The organism is Streptomyces achromogenes subsp. achromogenes (genome assembly GCF_000720835.1).
GTDB lineage: Bacteria > Actinomycetota > Actinomycetes > Streptomycetales > Streptomycetaceae > Streptomyces > Streptomyces achromogenes.
Genome location: NZ_JODT01000012.1, coordinates 21,290 through 38,924 on the forward strand (window position 1 = coordinate 21,290; position 17,635 = coordinate 38,924).

A 17,635-nucleotide genomic window follows, 5' to 3' on the forward strand; every position below is an offset into this window, starting at 1 on the left:
GTCCGCTGACCGTGCTCAGCTGCCGGACAAGACCCTGACCAGGTCTTCCGCCGTCCGGCAGCGGTCCAGGAGTTCCTTGACGTGATTTCGCGTTCCGCGTAGCGGTTCCAGGGTTGGGACGCGTTGCAGGGAGTCGCGGCCCGGGAGATCGAAGATGACCGAGTCCCAGGAGGCGGCCGCGACGTCGTCGGCGTACTGCTCCAGGCAGCGCCCGCGGAAGTACGCCCGGGTGTCCTCCGGCGGCTTCGTACGGGCCCTGTCGACCTCGGCCTCGTCCAGGAGGCGCTTGATGCGCCCGCGGGCCACCAGACGGTTGTAGAGGCCCTTCTCGGGGCGTACGTCGGCGTACTGGAGGTCGACCAGGTGCAGCCGGGCGGCGTCCCAGTCGAGGTCGTCGCGGCGGCGGTAGCCCTCCATCAGCTCGCGCTTGGCGACCCAGTCCAGCTCGCCGGCCAGGCTCATGGGGTCGTTCTCCAGCCGGGTCAGGGTGTCCTCCCAGCGGCTGAGGACGTCCTTGGTCTGGTCGTCGGCGTCGGCGCCGTAGCGTTCCTCGACGTACTTGCGGGCCAGCTCGAAGTACTCCATCTGCAACTGGACCGCGGTGAGGGTGCGCCCGCTGCGCAGGGTGACCAGGCGCTTGAGCGTCGGGTCGTGCGAGACCTGGTGCAGGGTGCGCACGGGCTGGTCGACGGCGAGGTCCACGGCGATGAAGCCGTCCTCGATCATGGACAGGACCAGGGCCGTCGTGCCCAGCTTCAGGTAGGTCGAGATCTCGGATAGGTTCGCGTCGCCGATGATCACGTGGAGCCGGCGGTACTTCTCGGCGTCCGCGTGCGGCTCGTCGCGGGTGTTGATGATGGGGCGCTTGAGCGTGGTCTCCAGGCCGACCTCGACCTCGAAGTAGTCGGCGCGCTGGCTGATCTGGAAGCCGTGCTCGTGGCCGTCCTGGCCGATGCCGACGCGGCCGGCGCCGGCGAAGACCTGGCGGGAGACGAAGAAGGGCGTGAGGTGGCGCACGATGTCCGAGAAGGGGGTCTCCCGCTTCATCAGGTAGTTCTCGTGCGTGCCGTAGGAGGCGCCCTTGTTGTCGGTGTTGTTCTTGTAGAGGTGGATCGGCTGGGCGCCGGGCAGCTGTGCTGCCCGTTCGGCGGCCTCGGCCATGATCCGCTCGCCGGCCTTGTCCCACAGGACGGCGTCGCGGGGGTTGGTGACCTCGGGGGCGCTGTATTCGGGGTGGGCGTGGTCGACGTACAGGCGCGCGCCGTTGGTGAGGATCACATTGGCCAGGCCGATGTCCTCGTCGGTGAGCTGGCTGGCGTCGGCGGCCTCCCGGGCGAGGTCGAAGCCTCGTGCGTCCCGCAGCGGGTTCTCCTCCTCGAAGTCCCAGCGGGCCCGGCGGGCCCGGTGCATCGCCGCCGCGTAGGCGTTGACGATCTGGGACGAGGTGAGCATGGCATTGGCGTTGGGGTGGCCGGGGACGGAGATCCCGTACTCCGTCTCGATGCCCATTACTCGCCGTACGGTCATGCGGCCCTCCTTGCCCGGCGGCACCCTCGGTCGTGGGCGCCGCTCAAGTGCGCTGGCGCTCCGGTGCGTGTGCGGTGCCCGTCCCCGCACGGCGCGACTCGGCGGTAGGAACGAGCCTAGAACGCCTTTGCGCTGGTGGGGAGATCATTTGCGTCATTGGCTGCTCCGGTCGTGGCCGGAAAAACAGACGGCTGCGGGTACCCGCCGAGGGCACCCGCAGCCGCCCTGCCGTTACAGGTACTGTCCGGTGTTCGCCACCGTGTCGATGGAGCGTCCGGTGTCCGCGCCCTGCTTTCCGGTGATGAGGGTACGGATGTACACGATCCGTTCGCCCTTCTTTCCGGAGATGCGGGCCCAGTCGTCCGGGTTGGTGGTGTTGGGCAGGTCCTCGTTCTCCTTGAACTCGTCCACGCAGGCCTGGAGGAGGTGGGAGACGCGGAGGCCCTTCTGGCTCTTCTCCAGGAAGTCCTTGATCGCCATTTTCTTGGCGCGGCCCACGATGTTCTCGATCATGGCGCCGGAGTTGAAGTCCTTGAAGTAGAGGACTTCCTTGTCGCCGTTGGCGTAGGTGACCTCCAGGAAGCGGTTCTCCTCGGATTCGGCGTACATCTGCTCGACCGCGGTCTGGATCATGCCCTGGACCGTGGCGGCCTTGTCCCCGCCGTGTTCGGCGAGGTCGTCGGCGTGCAGCGGGAGGCGCTCGGTGAGGTACTTGCCGAAGATGTCCTTGGCGGCCTCGGCGTCGGGACGCTCGATCTTGATCTTCACGTCGAGCCGGCCGGGGCGCAGGATGGCGGGGTCGATCATGTCCTCGCGGTTGGAGGCGCCGATGACGACCACGTTCTGCAGGCCCTCGACGCCGTCGATCTCGGCGAGGAGCTGGGGGACGATGGTGTTCTCCACGTCCGAGCTGACGCCGGAGCCGCGGGTGCGGAAGAGGGATTCCATCTCGTCGAAGAAGACGATGACGGGGGTGCCCTCGCTGGCCTTCTCGCGGGCCCGCTGGAAGACCAGGCGGATCTGCCGCTCGGTCTCGCCGACGTACTTGTTGAGCAGCTCGGGGCCCTTGATGTTCAGGAAGAAGCTCTTGCCGGCGGCCTGGCCGGTGACCTCGGCGACCTTCTTGGCGAGCGAGTTCGCGACGGCCTTGGCGATCAGGGTCTTGCCGCAGCCGGGCGGGCCGTAGAGCAGGACGCCCTTGGGCGGGCGCAGCTCGTGCTCCTTGAACAGGTCGGGGTAGAGGTACGGCAGCTCGACCGCGTCGCGGATGGCCTCGATCTGGTTGCCGAGGCCGCCGATCTGCTCGTAGCCGATGTCGGGGACCTCTTCGAGGACCAGTTCCTCGACCTCGCTCTTGGGTACGACCTCGTAGACGTAGCCGGAGCGGGGTTCGAGCAGGAGGGCGTCACCGGCGCGGATGGTGGTGCCGAGCAGGGGCTCGGCGAGCCGGACCACCCGTTCCTCGTCGGTGTGCCCCAGTACGAGGGCGCGCTCGCCGTCCTCCAGGATCTCCTTGAGGGTGACGATGTCGCCGACGCGCTCGAACTCCATGGCCTCGACCACGTTGAGCGCTTCGTTGAGCATGAGCTCCTGGCCGCGCCGCAGCTGGTCGAGTTCGACGCTGGGGCTGACGTTCACCCGGAGTTTGCGGCCGCCGGTGAAGATGTCGGCGGTGCCGTCCTCGTTGGCTTGCAGGAAGACACCGAAGCCGGCCGGCGGCTGGGCGAGCCGGTCGACCTCCTCCTTGAGGGCCACGATCTGGTCGCGGGCCTCGCGCAGGGTGTTGGCCAGCCGCTCGTTCTGGGCGGACACGCCGGCCAGGTTGGTCTGCAGCTCGACGATCCGCTCTTCGAGAATCCTCGTGTGACGCGGAGAGTCGGCGAGCTTGCGGCGCAGGACGGCGATCTCCTGCTCAAGGTAGGCGATCTGCCCGGCCGGGTCGTCGGACCCGCGTCCCGGGCGGATGCCGCGGTTCATGTCGTCGTCGTGGGCTGCCACGGTCCTCACCTCCTCCAAGGGGAGCTGGACGCTTCCAGACCCTACCTGGGTGGGTGTCGATTGAAACCCCTAGATCACAATGACTGTCAAGGTGTGTCGTCGGTCACCCGCTGCACACTCCCTCGCACGGAGGGGATACCCACTCAACGTGAGGGGAAAGCAGCTTGTTCCATGCATCCTGTGCTCGAAACCCTTCGTGACTGGCCGGAGTTGTCCGTACGGGGACCGTTGGGCCGGGATGCGGGCAGCACACAGAGCGCTCGTACGATCATCACGTAGAGCGACGGTGCAAACGGACGGTGTGACTGCCGTGGTGGCTGGGGACGATCGGTCCGGCCGCCGGTGCTTCCCTCTCCCGGTCCGGCGCTGTTACCCGGGCGGGCCGGGCCGGAAACCCCGGACGGCGCCCCGTGGCCGGGAAGCGGCCGGAGGTAGGGTCGGGGGTGTTCAACGACCGCTGGTACGGACCCGGCCGGCCCTCGGGGCGCCGGGACGTCAAGGCGAACCGAAGGCAGGAGAGATGACCGTGCAGCAGGAGGCCCCGGACGGCGAGGCGCTGGAGGTCTGGATCGACCAGGACCTGTGTACCGGGGACGGGATCTGTGCCCAGTACGCGCCGGAGGTGTTCGAGCTGGACATCGACGGGCTCGCGTATGTGAAGGGCGCGGACGACGAACTGCTCCAGGCCCCGGGGGCGACCGTGCCGGTGCCGCTGCCGCTGCTGACGGACGTGGTGGACTCCGCGAAGGAGTGTCCCGGCGAGTGCATCCACGTCCGCCGGGTTTCGGACAAGGTCGAGGTGTACGGACCCGAAGCGGACTGAGTCCGGTTCAGACGCTGTGTGCCCCGGCGGGGGTGGAGCGGACGAAGGCGTTCCCGTTCCACCGCCAGGTGGCCGGGGTGCGGGTGTCGGGGCAGCAACTGGGCACGGCGTCCGAGGAGTAGCCGAGCAGGGTGGCGGAGACGGCGCGCTCGCGTATGCGGAATGCGGTCACGGTGAGCCGCTCCCCGGGGCGTACCAGGGTGGCGACCACGCGTGCGGTGCGGCCGTCGGCGCCGCGGGTGAGGACGTAGACCCCGTCGGGCGGGGTGCCCATGGGGGCGTCGCAGTGGACCACGGCGACGGTTTCCGGCCTGTCGTCGCCGTCCAGGTCGCCGGTGGCCTTCTTGACGACGACGGCTTTCACCGGTCCGCAGTCCAGGGGGAAGTCGACGCCGGTGGTGCTCGGCGCCGCGGCGGCGGGCTTGCCGTGGGATCCGGGGGCGGGCTGGACGGCCGTGGCCGGTTCGGGCCGGACGACCGAGGAGAGGGCCACGACACCCGCGAGGGCCGTGGCGGTGGCGACCCAGTGGATGGGCCGGGTCCGGGTGTGCGCGAGTTCCGGGACGGCGGATTGCTGCACGAGGAGTGTCTCCTGCGAGGGCGGTGCCGGTGGGATGGCCTGCATCGTGCCACACGTCACAGTGCGGGGGAACGGCGGGGTCCGCCGGCGGCTGCCCGACGCGCGGGAGGGGTGCGGCCGTGCCGGGTCAACGTGACGGGCGCCGTGCCGGGACAACGGACGGGCGCCGTGCCCGGGTTCCCGTCGTGGTCGGGGAACTCGGGCACGGCGCCCTCGCGTTGTGGTGGGTGCGGGCCGGTCAGCGGCCGGCGCCGCCGTCGGCGTTGGGGCCGGCGTAGTCCTCGCCGTAGGCGCCCTTGGCGGGGCGGCGGCGGCGCATGGGCGGCTCGACGCCGTCCGCGAGGCGGCGGGCGGTGAGCAGGAAGCCGGTGTGGCCGATCATCCGGTGGTCCGGACGGACGGCCAGGCCCTCGATGTGCCAGTTGCGGATCATGGTCTCCCAGGCGGTCGGCTCGTTGAAGCAGCCGATCTCCCGGATGGACTCCACGGTCCGGGCGAGCTGGGTGGTGGTGGCCACGTAGCAGCACAGGATGCCGCCGGGGACGAGCGCCTTGGAGACGGCCTCCAGGCACTCCCAGGGGGCGAGCATGTCGAGGATGACGCGGTCCACGTCGGTGTCGGACAGGTTGTCCTGGAGGTCGCCGACGGTGAGCTGCCAGGCGGGGTGCGGGCCGCCGAAGTAGCGCTCCACGTTCTGCTTGGCGATCTCGGCGAAGTCCTCGCGGCGCTCGTAGGAGTGCAGCATGCCCTGGTCGCCGATGGCCCGCAGCAGGAAGCTGCTGAGCGAACCGGAGCCGACACCGGCCTCCACGACGCGGGCGCCGGGGAAGATGTCGGCGAAGGCGAGGATCTGCCCCGCGTCCTTCGGGTAGACGACGGCTGCCCCGCGGGGCATGGAGAGGACGTAGTCGGGGAGCAGGGGGCGCAGCGCGAGGTAGGCCACGTTGCCGGTGGTCCGGACAACGCTGCCCTCGGGAGCGCCGATCAGTTCGTCGTGCGGGAAGGAACCCTTGTGGGTGTGGAAGTTCTTTCCGGCTTCGAGCGTGAACGTGTAGTGGCGGCCCTTGGGGTCGGTCAGCTGTACCTGGTCCCCGACCTTGAAGGGCCCGCGCCTGCGGGCGGCACCGGTCGGTTCGGACATGTGACCAGCCTACCGGGTTCCCGCGGGGGGCTTGACCGTCGCCGTCGGGGCGCTACGGCGCCGGCCTGGCCATCGCCCTGACGAAGGCCCGCTCGACGTCGGCCGCCGACAGGACGCCGTAGATCTCGCCGGTCTCCTCGACCACCAGGTACTCGGTGGCGGGGGTGGCGCGCAGCACGTCCAGCAGGTCCTCCCCGGCGAGCTCGGCGGAGACCCGCATACCGTCGGTCAGCTCCTGGGCGAGGCCGCTGACGGCCACCCAGGGGCGGCGGTGTTCGGGTACGCCGACGATGGCGGCCTCGCGGACGAGGGAGACCGGGGTGCCGTCGGCGTCGACCACGACCAGGGCGCGGGCACCGGCGGCGTTGGCGCGGCGCAGCGCCTCGGAGAGCGGGGTGTCGTTCTCGACCGGCACGGCCCGCCGGGTGAGGGTGCGGGCGCGCAGTTCGGGGAGGTGCTCGCGCAGCCGGGCCATGCGCAGGCTGTTGCCGGCGCCGGTCCAGATGATCGCGGCGAGGATGGCGGCGAGCAGGGCGTCGGTGACGGTGTCCATGCCGCCGACGTCCGTTCCGCCGTCGCCGAGGACGCCGGAGGAGTTCAGCAGCGGCAGGCCGATCAGGACGGAGACGGCGAGGGCGCGGCCCACCCAGGCGGCGGCGATGGTGCCGCTCATGGGCTTGCCGGTGATCTTCCAGACGACGGCGCGGAGCATGCGGCCGCCGTCCAGGGGCAGGCCGGGGAGGAAGTTGAAGATCGCCACGATGAGGTTGGAGATCATCAGTCCGGCCAGCAGGACGCCGGGTACGGTGCCGGGCTCGACCGGTTTCATGGCGAGGTAGAACAGGCCGGCCAGCACCAGGGAGAGCAGCGGGCCGACGAAGGCGAGGACGAACTCCCGGCCCGGGGTCTCGGCCTCCTTCTCGATCTCCGAGACGCCGCCGAAGAACTGGAGCTGGATGCGGCGCACCGGGAGTTTGAAGCGGATCGCGGCGACCGTGTGGGCCAGCTCGTGGACCAGGACGGAGGCGTAGAAGGCGACGGCGAAGAAGAGGGAGACCAGATAGCGGGCGGCGCCCAGCTCGGGCAGCACGCGGTCGAGCTGTCCGCCGAAGACCCAGGTGATCAGGGCGGCGACGAGGAACCAGCTCGGCGCGACGTAGACGGGCACGCCGAAGGGGCGGCCCATGAGGATGCCGCCGCCGGGACCGGGTTCCTTGGGCCTCGGCCCGGGCGGCCGGCCCTTGGCGATGCCGGAGTGCGCGGAGGAGTGGTGCTGGCCCGGGGCGGGGGTGCCGGGAGCGTGCTGGTCGTGCTCGACCGGGCCGGGGGCGGGGGTGCCGGGGGTGTCCGTGCCGTGGGCGGCGGGCCGCTCCCGGCCGGAAGGGGGGCCCGCAGGGCCGTCGGCGGGCTGTGCCGCGCCGGAGGGGGTGTCCGCGGGACCGTCTTCGGTGGGTGTGCCGTTCGGGCGGGGTGCCGGCGGGGCGGAGCCCTCCTGCTCGGACGTGTTCTCCGGGGCCGGGGTCCCGGGGCCGCGGTGGTCGGTGGGTCCGGTCGCCGGGGCCGTAGGGTCCGCGGCGTCCTCGGCCGGCCTGTCGTCGCCGGACCGGGGCTGCCCGCTCCCGCCGCTCACGTCCACGGTGTCCCCTCGTTCGAAGCGTCTTCCGCACCTGCCTGGACGGAAGGGTCTCGGGTCGATGGTATGCGCCCGTGGCGGCGCGTTCCGCCCCGGCACCCCCGGTGTTCGCCTGGCGGACGCCCGGTGACACGGGCCGTGGCTGGGTCGCTGTCGGTGCCGGGCCGTATGGTCTGGGGCATGGACAGCAGCATCGACGAGGCAGTGACGCCGGACGCGGGAGCCGGTGCCGGGAGCGGCCCGGCGGCGGGCGGTGGACCGGGCGGGGCCGTCGGCGGGCGCGGCGCGCTCGCACCGGTCTCGTTGTCGCCGTCCCGGGCCGGTGACTTCATGCAGTGTCCGTTGCTGTACCGGTTCCGGGTGATCGACCGGCTGCCGGAGAAGCCGAGCGAGGCGGCGACCCGGGGCACGCTGGTGCACGCCGTGCTGGAGCGGCTGTTCGACGCGCCCGCCGGGGAGCGGACCGCGCCCCGGGCGAAGGCGCTGATCCCGGGGCAGTGGGACCGGCTGCGGGAGAGCCGCCCGGAGCTGACCGAGCTGTTCGCCGACGATCCGGAGGGCGAGCGGCTGGCCGGCTGGCTCGCCGAGGCGGAGCGGCTGGTGGAGCGCTGGTTCACGCTGGAGGACCCCACGCGGCTGGAGCCGGCCGAGCGGGAGCTGTTCGTGGAGACCGAGCTGGACTCGGGGCTGCGGCTGCGCGGGATCATCGACCGGGTGGACGTGGCGCCGACCGGCGAGGTGCGGATCGTCGACTACAAGACGGGCAAGGCCCCGCGCCCGGAGTACGCCGAGGGCGCGCTGTTCCAGATGAAGTTCTACGCGCTGGTCGTCTGGCGGCTGAAGGGGGTCGTGCCGCGCCGGCTCCAGCTGGTGTACCTCGGCAGCGGGGACGTGCTGACGTACGACCCGGTCCCGGCCGATCTGGAGCGGGTGGAGCGCAGGCTGCACGCGCTGTGGGAGGCCATCAGGCAGGCCACGGAGAGCGGGGACTGGCGGCCCCGGCCGACCAAGCTGTGCGGCTGGTGCGACCACCGGGCGCACTGCCCGGAGTTCGGCGGCACTCCCCCGCCCTATCCGCTGCCGGTCCGGGCGCCGGGGTCCCGGGCGGAGTGAGGCGGGGAACGGGCGGCAGGGCAGAATGGGGCGGGACTAGCGAAGGAGTGTCACGTGGCCATCCGTGTCCTACTGGTCGACGACCAGCCCCTGCTGCGTACGGGTTTCCGGATGATCCTGGAGGCCGAGCAGGACATCGCGGTCGTCGGCGAGGCCGGTGACGGTCTCCAGGCCCTCGACCAGGTACGAGCGCTGCAACCGGATGTGGTGCTCATGGACATCCGGATGCCGCGGATGGACGGTGTGGAGGCCACCCGGCAGATCACCGGTCCCGGCCGGGACGGCCCGGCCAAGGTGCTGGTGCTGACCACCTTCGACCTGGACGAGTACGTGGTGGAGGCGCTGCGCGCCGGGGCGAGCGGCTTCCTGCTGAAGGACGCTCCCGCCAACGAGCTGGTGCAGGCGATCCGGGTGGTGGCGAACGGGGAGGCGATGCTCGCGCCGAGCATCACCCGGCGGTTGCTGGACAAGTACGCCACGCATCTGCCGTCCGGCGAGGAGCCGGTGCCGGACACCCTGCACACCCTCACGGACCGTGAGGTGGAGGTGCTGAAGCTGGTGGCGCGCGGGCTGTCCAACGCGGAGATCGCGGCGGACCTGTTCGTCAGCGAGACGACGGTGAAGACGCATGTGGGCCATGTGCTGACCAAGCTGGGGCTCAGGGACCGGGTGCAGGCGGCGGTGTACGCGTACGAGAGCGGGCTGGTGCGTCCCGGCGCCCAGTAGGCATCCGCCCCGCCCGGTGGGTGCGGTACGGCGAAGGGCGCCCCGCTCCTTTGTGGAGCGGGGCGCCCTTCGCCGTGTGGCGGCTGTCAGCTGCTCTTGCTGAGTTCCCAGAACCGGAACACCGTGGAGGCGTCCAGGCAGTACTCCAGGCCGTACACGCCGTCGCGGACGACCGCGTACTGCTTGGCCTGCCAGACCGGCAGCACGGGCAGTTCGTCGGCGACGATGTCCTGGAGCCTGCCGAAGTCCTTGTCGGTGGCCGAGCGGTCGCTCTGCGCGGCGGTGCCGGGCAGCAGGGTCCCGGTGATCGTGCGGTTGTCGTAGTGGTTGTTCAGCACGTTGCCCTTGCCGAAGAAGGGGGCGGTGAAGTTGTCGGCGTCCGGGTAGTCCGGCACCCAGCCCTTCACGTAGACGCCGTACTTGCCGGCGGCAATGTCCTTCTCGTACTGGTCGAAGGCGACGGACTTGACGTCGGCGTCGAACAGGCCGCTGGCGTTGAGCTGTTCGGCGATGGCCTTCAGCTCCTCGTCGGTGGCGGGGCCGTAGCGGGACGGCGTGGACCACAGGGTGAGCTTCACCTTGCCGGTGATGTTGTCGGCGCGCAGCGCCGCGGCGGCCTTGGCCTGGGAGGGGCGGGCGCCGTAGGTGTCGAAGAAGGCGGTGTTGTGGCCGGCGACACCGGCCGGGACGATCGAGTACAGCGGGGTGGCGGTGCCCTGGTAGACGTCCTTGATGAGGGCGTCGCGGTCGATGAGGTAGGCGATGGCCTTGCGGACGCCGAGCTTGCCGGCCACCGGGTCCTTCACGTTGAAGACCAGGTGCTGCACCTCGGCGCTGGTGCCCTCGATGACGTCGATGCCCTTGTTGTCGCCCTGCTGGTCGAGCTGGGTGATGTCGGCCGCGGTCAGGCCTCGGTAGGCGATGTCGATGTCGCCGCCGAGGAGGGCTTCCTTCAGCGCCGTGCGGTCGCCGTGGAAGAACTTCAGGGTGACGCCGGAGTTGTTCGGCTTGGCGCTGCCCTGGTAGTTGCCGTTGACGGAGAAGACGGCCTGGTCCTTGTCGAAGGAGTCCAGCTTGTAGGGGCCGGAGCCGATCGCCTGGTGGTCGGTGCGCAGGGCGTTCGCGTCGTACTGGCGGTGGTCCACGATGGAGCCGGCGCCGGAGGCGATCTTGCTGGGGAAGGTGGCGTCGGGCACCTTGAGGTGGAAGACGGCCGTCTTGGCGTCCGGTGTCTCGACCTTGTCGAGCATCGGGAACATCAGGGCGGGACCGGCCGGGTCGTCGATCTTCAGCATGCGGTCGAAGGTGAACTTCACGTCCTCGGAGGTGAGGTCGTCACCGTTGCTGAACTTCAGGCCGTCCTTCAGTTCGCACTTGTAGACCATGGCCCGCGTGTCGGTGAAGCCGCACTGCTTCGCCAGTTCGGGCTGGGGTTCGGTCGCGCCCTTGGGGAAGCTGAGCAGCGACTGGAAGACGTTGTTGAACAACAGCCAGGAGCCGGGGTCGTAGCCGGCGGCCGGGTCCGTGGCGAGGACGTCGTCGGACATCCCCATCACCACGGAGGAGCCGGTGCCCCCGGAGTCACCGGACTCGGATCCGCAGCCGGTCAACAGGCCGGAGGCCAGTACCGCCGCGAGGGGCAGGACCGGCCACTGGTTGCGCAGGTTCACTCGAAGTGCCTTGTCGTCGGTTCGTCAGCCCGGGCCCGCCATCCCTGGACCCGGGCACCGGGGGCCGCACCGTGCGCGGCCCCGGGGCGAGGAGCCGTCAGCCGCTCACGCCGCGGCCGAGCTCCCACAGCTGGAGGGTGGAGGAGGAGTTGAGGGCGTAGGCCGTGCCCGTGATGTCGTCGCGGGCGGCGACGTACTGCTTGCCCTGCCACAGCGGCAGGACGGGGACGTCCTCGGCGACGCGGTCCTGGATGTCGGTCAGGCTCTTGGCGGCGCCGAGCCGATCGGCCTCGCGGCGGGACTGCGGGATCAGCGAGCGCTGGATGGTGGTGTTGTCGTACGGCGAGCCGAGGAAGTTGTCCTTGTCCAGGAAGGGCGCGAGGAAGTTGTCGGCGTCCGGGAAGTCGGGGAACCAGCCCATGCCGTAGACGTCGTACTCGCCCTTCTGCTCGGCGGGCCGGAAGGTCGACCAGGGGTGGCCCTGGATGGTGACGTCGAACAGGCCGCTGTCGTTGAGCTGCTTCTGCAGGATCTCGAACTCCTGCTTGGTGGCCGAGCCGTAGTGGTCGGTCGTGTAGTGCAGGGTCAGCTTCACCGGGGCGGTGACGCCGGCCTTGGCGAGCAGGGACTTGGCCTTGTCGGCGCTGGGGTTGCCGTACTTGTTGAAGAACGAGTTGGAGTGGCCGGTGACGGTGGCCGGGACCAGCGAGTACAGGGGCTCGGCCTGGGTGCCGTAGACCTTGGAGACCAGTTCGCCGCGGTTGATGACCTGGGCCATGGCCTGGCGTACGGCCTTGTCCTTGACGCTGGTGGCGTCGGTGTTGAAGGCCAGGTAGCGGATTTCCAGGCCGGGCATGTCGACGAGGTCGACCTTCTCGTCGTCTCCGGTGTCCAGCTTCTGGATCTGCGCGGGCGACATGGTGCGGGTCATGACGTCGATGTCGCCCTTGTCGATCGCGTCGCCCATGGCGTCGGCGTCGGCGAAGGAGCGCAGCTCGACCTTGTCGTTGTTCACCGTCACATTGCCCTTGTAGGAAGGGTTCTTGGTGAAGGTGGCCGTGGTGAGGGCGTCGTTGTCGACGTCGGCCTTGAAGGTGTACGGGCCGGAGCCGTCGATCTCGAAGCCCTCGCGGAGCTTGTCCTTCGGGTAGTCCTTCGGGTTGACGATGCCCGCGACCGGGGTGGACAGCTTGTACGGGAAGGTGGCGTCGGCGGTCTTCAGGTGGAAGACGACGTCGCGGTCGCCCTGGGTCTCGATCGTGTCGATGGTGTTCAGCAGGGCGGCCACCCCGCTGCTGGAGTTGATGCGCAGCGCGCGCTCGATGGAGTACTTGACGTCCTCGGCGGTCACCGGGTCGCCGCCGGCGAACTTCAGTCCCTCGCGCAGCTTGCAGGCGTAGCGCTCGCTGCCGCTGTCGGTGAAGGAGCAGCTCTCGGCGGCGTCCGGGACGGGCTGGCCCTCGCCCTTGGGCTGTGCCATCAGGGTCTGCACGGACTGGCGCAGGATGTTCCAGGTGCCGACGTCGTAGGCGTAGGCCGGGTCGAGGGGCGCGGGGGCTTCCTTGGTGGCCGTGAACTGGTCCGTGGTCCCGACGACGATGGCGTCACCGCTCGCGCTCCCGCTGTCGGATCCGCCGCACGCGGCGAGAACCGGGGTGAGCAGGCCGGCCACCGCCGGCAGCACCAAAGTCTTGCGGTTCATGCGGGAGTTTCTCCAGAGCTGTTCGGGTCCGTGTATCCGGCATGCGGGGGTGGTGCGAGGGGATCACGGGGGTTCTCGGCGATGTTCTCGCGATGAGATTAGTCCGCGCGCGCAGACGCCTTCACGGCCGTGCGAGTTGAGGTTTCATCACGCAGGGGAACCGGTCGCGGACGCACCGAAAACCCGACAGCGGCAGGATTAGTGCAGGTTCCCATCAATCGGGACACAAGGTCACGTCCGAACCGCCCCGGCGGGGCCGGTCGACAGGCGTCGGCAACGTTGTCGGGACCCCGTTGAGTGGCGAACATCACACGTGGGGTCGTGGTTTCGACCGATTGAATTCGGCCGGGCGGCAGCGGCGAATTCCTTGAGTGGACGGTTAGCGCGCTTCCGTCATCATGCCGCGCAGAAAGGCCAGGTCGACCTCCTCCAAGGAAGAGACGACGGTGCGCCCCAGGGCCGGGCCGATGGGTGCGACGGAGGGGACGGCGACCACGCGGCAGCCGGCGGCCTCGGCCGCGGCGACCCCGGTGGCGGTGTCCTCGATCACGGCGCACCGGGCCGGGTCGGCGCCGAGTCCGGCGGCGGCGAGCAGATAGGGGTCCGGGAAGGGCTTGGTGCGGGAGACCTCGTCGCCGGCGACGGACAGGGTGAAGTGGTGCGGGCCCAGCACGGCCAGCACGCGGTCGATGATGCGCCGGTGGGAGGCGGAGACCAGGGCGGTGGGGATCTCGTGCGCGTGCAGTTCGGCGAGCAGCCGGGCGGCGCCGGGCATCAGCGGCAGTCCCCCGTCGATCCGGCTCTCGAAGCCCTCGTTGAGCAGCACGGTGAGTTCGGCGAGGCTGATGTCGGCGCCGGTGGCCTCGATGAGGAAGCCGGCGCTGCGGGTCATGGGGCCGCCGACCACGACATGGCGCCAGGTGTCGTCCAGGGTGTGTCCGAGGGAGGCGAAGACCTCGACCTCGACGTCCCACCAGAAGCCTTCGGAGTCCACCAGGGTGCCGTCCATGTCCAGCAGCACCGCTTGCAGGGCGGAGCCTTCGGCCGTACGGGTTCCTAGCGCGGGGACCGTGCTGGTCATCCGGGCGCACCTCCTTGAGGGACGACCAGGCCGGTTCCCCGGCGGGGAACCGGCCTGCGGTGGACCGACCAGTGTACGACTTATCCGATCAGTGTGCCGAGTGAGACGTGCGTCACCGTGCGTTGAAGTACTTCGCCTCGGGGTGGTGGATCACGATGGCGTCGGTGGACTGTTCGGGGTGGAGCTGGAACTCCTCGGACAGGTGGACGCCGATGCGCTCCGGGCGGAGCAGGTCGGCGATCTTGGCGCGGTCCTCCAGGTCGGGGCAGGCGCCGTAGCCGAGGGAGAACCGGGCGCCCCGGTACTTCAGGGCGAACATGTCCTGCATGTCGGCCGGGTCCTCGCCGCCGAAGCCGAGTTCGGCGCGGACCCGGGCGTGCCAGTACTCGGCGAGTGCCTCGGCCAGCTGGACGGACAGGCCGTGCAGTTCGAGGTAGTCGCGGTAGGCGTTGGCCTCGAAGAGCTTCGCGGTCTCCTCGCCGATGCGGGAGCCGACGGTGACGACCTGGAAGCCGACGACGTCGGTCTCGCCGGATTCCTGGGGGCGGAAGAAGTCGGCCAGGCACAGCCGCCGGCCGCGGCGCTGGCGGGGGAAGGTGAAGCGGGTGCGTTCGTTGCCGTGCTCGTCGAGGATGATCAGGTCGTCGTCCTTGGACACGCACGGGAAGTAGCCGTAGACCACCGCGGCTTCGAGGAGGTTGTCGGTCTGGAGCCGGTCCAGCAGGCCGCGCAGCCTGGGCCGGCCCTCGCTCTCCACGAGTTCCTCGTAGGTGGGGCCCTCGCCGGTGCGGGCCTGCTTCAGTCCCCACTGGCCCTTGAACAGCGCGCCCTCGTCCAGCCAGCTCGCGTACTCCTTGAGCTGGATGCCCTTGACGATCCGGGTGTCCCAGAACGGCGGGGCGGGCACGGGGTTGTCGGTGGCGACGTCGGAGCGTACGGCGCCCTGCTCCGGCTTCTCCTCCACCTGCGCGCCGGCCGTGGCACGGACCCGGCGCTGGCGCAGTTCGGGCAGTTTCGCGCCGGGCACGCCGCGCTTGACGCCGATCAGGGCGTCCATCAGGTGCAGGCCCTCGAAGGCGTCGCGGGCGTAGCGGACCTCGCCTTCGTAGATCTCGTGCAGGTCCTGTTCGACGTAGGCGCGGGTGAGGGCGGCGCCGCCGAGGATGACCGGGAAGCGGGCGGCCAGGCCGCGCTGGTTGAGCTCCTCCAGGTTCTCCTTCATGATCACGGTGGACTTCACCAGCAGTCCGGACATGCCGATCACGTCCGCGCGGTGTTCCTCGGCGGCCTCCAGGATCGCGGAGACCGGCTGCTTGATGCCGAGGTTGACCACGTTGTAGCCGTTGTTGGACAGGATGATGTCGACCAGGTTCTTGCCGATGTCGTGCACGTCGCCGCGCACGGTGGCCAGCACGATGGTGCCCTTGCCCTCGGCGTCGGACTTCTCCATGTGCGGTTCCAGGTAGGCCACCGCGGTCTTCATCACCTCGGCCGACTGCAGCACGAACGGCAGCTGCATCTGCCCGGAGCCGAACAGGTCGCCGACGACCTTCATCCCGTCCAGCAGCGTGTCGTTGACGATGTCCAGGGCGGGGCGGTCGGCCAGGGCCGCGTCGAGGTCGGCCTCCAGGCCGTTGCGCTCGCCGTCGATGATCCGCCGCTTGAGCCGCTCCTCCAGCGGCAGCGCGGCCAGTTCCTCGGCCTTGCCCGCCTTGAGCGATTTCGCCGTGGCGCCCTCGAAGAGCTGCATGAGCTTCTGCAGCGGGTCGTAGCCCTCGCTGCGGCGGTCGTAGATCAGGTCGAGGGCGGTGGTGACCTCCTCCTCGCTGAACCGGGCGATGGGCAGGATCTTGCTGGCGTGCACGATCGCCGAGTCCAGGCCCGCCTTGACGCACTCGTCCAGGAACACCGAGTTCAGCAGGATCCGCGCGGCCGGGTTCAGGCCGAAGGAGATGTTCGACAGGCCCAGCGTGGTCTGCACGGCCGGGTGGCGCCGCTTCAGCTCGCGGATCGCCTCGATGGTGGCGATGCCGTCCTTGCGGGACTCCTCCTGACCGGTGCAGATGGTGAAGGTCAGGGTGTCGATGAGGATGTCCTCCTCGCGGATGCCCCAGTTCCCCGTCAGGTCCGCGATCAGCCGCTCCGCGATCTCGACCTTCTTCTCCGGGGTGCGGGCCTGGCCCTCCTCGTCGATGGTGAGCGCGATCAGCGCCGCACCGTGCTCCCGGGCCAGCCGGGTGACCTGGGTGAACCGGGAGTCGGGGCCGTCGCCGTCCTCGTAGTTCACGGAGTTGATCACCGCTCGGCCGCCGAGCTTCTCCAGCCCCGCGCGGATCACGTCGACCTCGGTGGAGTCCAGCACGATGGGCAGCGTGGAGGCGGTGGCGAAGCGGCCCGCCAGCTCCTCCATGTCCGCCACGCCGTCCCGGCCGACGTAGTCCACGCACAGGTCGAGCATGTGCGCGCCCTCGCGGATCTGCTCCCGGGCCATCTCGACGCAGTCGTCCCAGCGGCCCTCCAGCATCGCCTCGCGGAACTTCTTCGACCCGTTGGCGTTCGTCCGCTCGCCGATGGCCAGGTAGGAGGTGTCCTGCCGGAACGGCACGGACTGGTAGAGGGAGGCGGCCCCGGGTTCGGGGCGGGGGTCGCGCTCGGGCGGGGTCACGCCCCGGACCCGCTCCACCACCTGGCGCAGGTGCTCGGGGGTGGTGCCGCAGCAGCCGCCGACCAGCGACAGGCCGTACTCGCGGACGAAGGTCTCCTGGGCGTCGGCCAGCTCCGGCGCGGTCAGCGGGTAGTGGGCGCCGTCCTTGCCCAGGACCGGCAGCCCCGCGTTGGGCATGCACGACAGCGGGACGCGGGCGTTGCGGGCGAGGTAGCGCAGGTGTTCGCTCATCTCGGCCGGGCCGGTGGCGCAGTTCAGGCCGATCATGTCGATGCCCAGCGGCTCCAGGGCCGTCAGAGCTGCGCCGATCTCCGAGCCCAGCAGCATGGTGCCGGTGGTCTCGACGGTCACGGACACGATGACCGGCACGTCCAGGCCGAGGGCCTCGATGCCGCGCCGGGCGCCGAGGACGGCGGACTTGGTCTGTAGCAGGTCCTGGGTGGTCTCCACCAGCAGGGCGTCGGCGCCGCCCGCGAGCAGGCCCTCGGCGTTGCGCTGATAGGCGTCGCGCAGGGTGGCGTAGGGGGCGTGGCCCAGGGTGGGCAGCTTGGTGCCGGGGCCCATCGAGCCCAGCACCCAGCGCGGCCGGCCGTCCCGCGCGCTGAACTCGTCGGCGGTCTCCCGGGCCACCCGGGCACCCGCCTCCGACAGCTCGTACACGCGGTCGGAGATGTCGTACTCGCCGAGCGCGGAGTGGTTGGCGCCGAACGTGTTCGTCTCCACGCAGTCCACGCCGACGGCGAAGTACGCCTCGTGGACCGAGCGGACGATGTCGGGGCGGGTCAGGTTGAGGATCTCGTTGCAGCCTTCGAGGTTCTCGAAGTCCTCGAGGGTGGGCTCCTGGGCCTGGAGCATCGTGCCCATGGCTCCGTCGGCGACCACCACACGGGTGGCGAGCGCCTCGCGGAGCGCGGACACACGGGCCCGGCTGTCGGCGGAAGGGGACGTTGGCGACGAGGCCATGTAAGGGCTCCCT

Annotated in this window: 11 protein-coding genes and 1 pseudogene; 3 read left to right on the plus strand and 9 right to left on the minus strand. The window is 70.3% G+C overall.

Annotation, left to right across the window (positions count from 1 at the left end; all coding sequences use genetic code 11):
* Nucleotides 1-15 precede the first annotated feature (15 nt).
* Both dop and arc read right to left on the minus strand, forming a co-directional pair.
* Nucleotides 16-1,527: a depupylase/deamidase Dop gene (dop, locus tag IH25_RS0113755; RefSeq protein WP_342447353.1), complete on the minus strand. Its 1,512-nt coding sequence runs from the start codon at nt 1,525-1,527 to the stop codon at nt 16-18.
* 231 nt (nt 1,528-1,758) lie between these two features.
* Complete coding sequence (gene arc / locus IH25_RS0113760) at nt 1,759-3,525, minus strand: proteasome ATPase (protein ID WP_030608332.1); 1,767 nt, start codon at nt 3,523-3,525, stop codon at nt 1,759-1,761.
* A 520-nt stretch (nt 3,526-4,045) separates the two neighbouring features.
* On the opposite strand from arc, the gene IH25_RS0113765 reads away from it, so the two are divergent.
* Nucleotides 4,046-4,348 (plus strand): ferredoxin, encoded by a 303-nt coding sequence (locus IH25_RS0113765; RefSeq protein WP_030608335.1) that lies wholly within the window; start codon nt 4,046-4,048, stop codon nt 4,346-4,348.
* Nucleotides 4,349-4,355: 7 nt separating this feature from the next.
* On the opposite strand, the gene IH25_RS0113770 is transcribed toward IH25_RS0113765, so the two are convergent.
* The 3 genes from IH25_RS0113770 to IH25_RS0113780 form a co-directional block, all read right to left on the minus strand.
* Nucleotides 4,356-4,928, minus strand: a complete 573-nt coding sequence (locus IH25_RS0113770) for a hypothetical protein (protein ID WP_030608340.1) — start codon at nt 4,926-4,928, stop codon at nt 4,356-4,358.
* A gap of 238 nt (nt 4,929-5,166) precedes the next feature.
* Nucleotides 5,167-6,069, minus strand: coding sequence for a tRNA (adenine-N1)-methyltransferase (locus IH25_RS0113775; RefSeq protein WP_030608343.1), 903 nt, complete (start codon nt 6,067-6,069; stop codon nt 5,167-5,169).
* A gap of 52 nt (nt 6,070-6,121) precedes the next feature.
* A complete protein-coding gene (locus IH25_RS0113780) occupies nt 6,122-7,705 on the minus strand; it encodes a site-2 protease family protein (RefSeq protein WP_030608345.1) in 1,584 nt (527 codons plus the stop codon).
* A 177-nt stretch (nt 7,706-7,882) separates the two neighbouring features.
* Between IH25_RS0113780 and IH25_RS0113785 the strand changes: the two are divergent.
* A pseudogene (locus IH25_RS0113785) lies at nt 7,883-8,855 on the plus strand (RecB family exonuclease).
* Between the two features lie 14 nt (nt 8,856-8,869).
* Nucleotides 8,870-9,541, plus strand: coding sequence for a response regulator (locus IH25_RS0113790; protein WP_030608351.1), 672 nt, complete (start codon nt 8,870-8,872; stop codon nt 9,539-9,541).
* A gap of 86 nt (nt 9,542-9,627) precedes the next feature.
* Here IH25_RS0113790 and IH25_RS0113795 read toward each other — a convergent pair whose 3' ends face one another.
* The 4 genes from IH25_RS0113795 to metH all read right to left on the minus strand — a co-directional run bounded on the left by IH25_RS0113795 (nt 9,628) and on the right by metH (nt 17,622).
* A complete protein-coding gene (locus IH25_RS0113795) occupies nt 9,628-11,211 on the minus strand; it encodes an ABC transporter substrate-binding protein (RefSeq protein ID WP_030608354.1) in 1,584 nt (527 codons plus the stop codon).
* A gap of 97 nt (nt 11,212-11,308) precedes the next feature.
* Nucleotides 11,309-12,913, minus strand: a complete 1,605-nt coding sequence (locus tag IH25_RS0113800) for an ABC transporter substrate-binding protein (protein WP_030608357.1) — start codon at nt 12,911-12,913, stop codon at nt 11,309-11,311.
* Between the two features lie 379 nt (nt 12,914-13,292).
* Entirely contained in the window at nt 13,293-13,994 is a 702-nt protein-coding gene (locus IH25_RS0113805; RefSeq protein ID WP_030608359.1) for an HAD family hydrolase, read from the minus strand.
* Nucleotides 13,995-14,106: 112 nt separating this feature from the next.
* Nucleotides 14,107-17,622: a methionine synthase gene (gene metH, locus IH25_RS0113810; RefSeq protein WP_030608363.1), complete on the minus strand. Its 3,516-nt coding sequence runs from the start codon at nt 17,620-17,622 to the stop codon at nt 14,107-14,109.
* Nucleotides 17,623-17,635 lie beyond the last annotated feature (13 nt).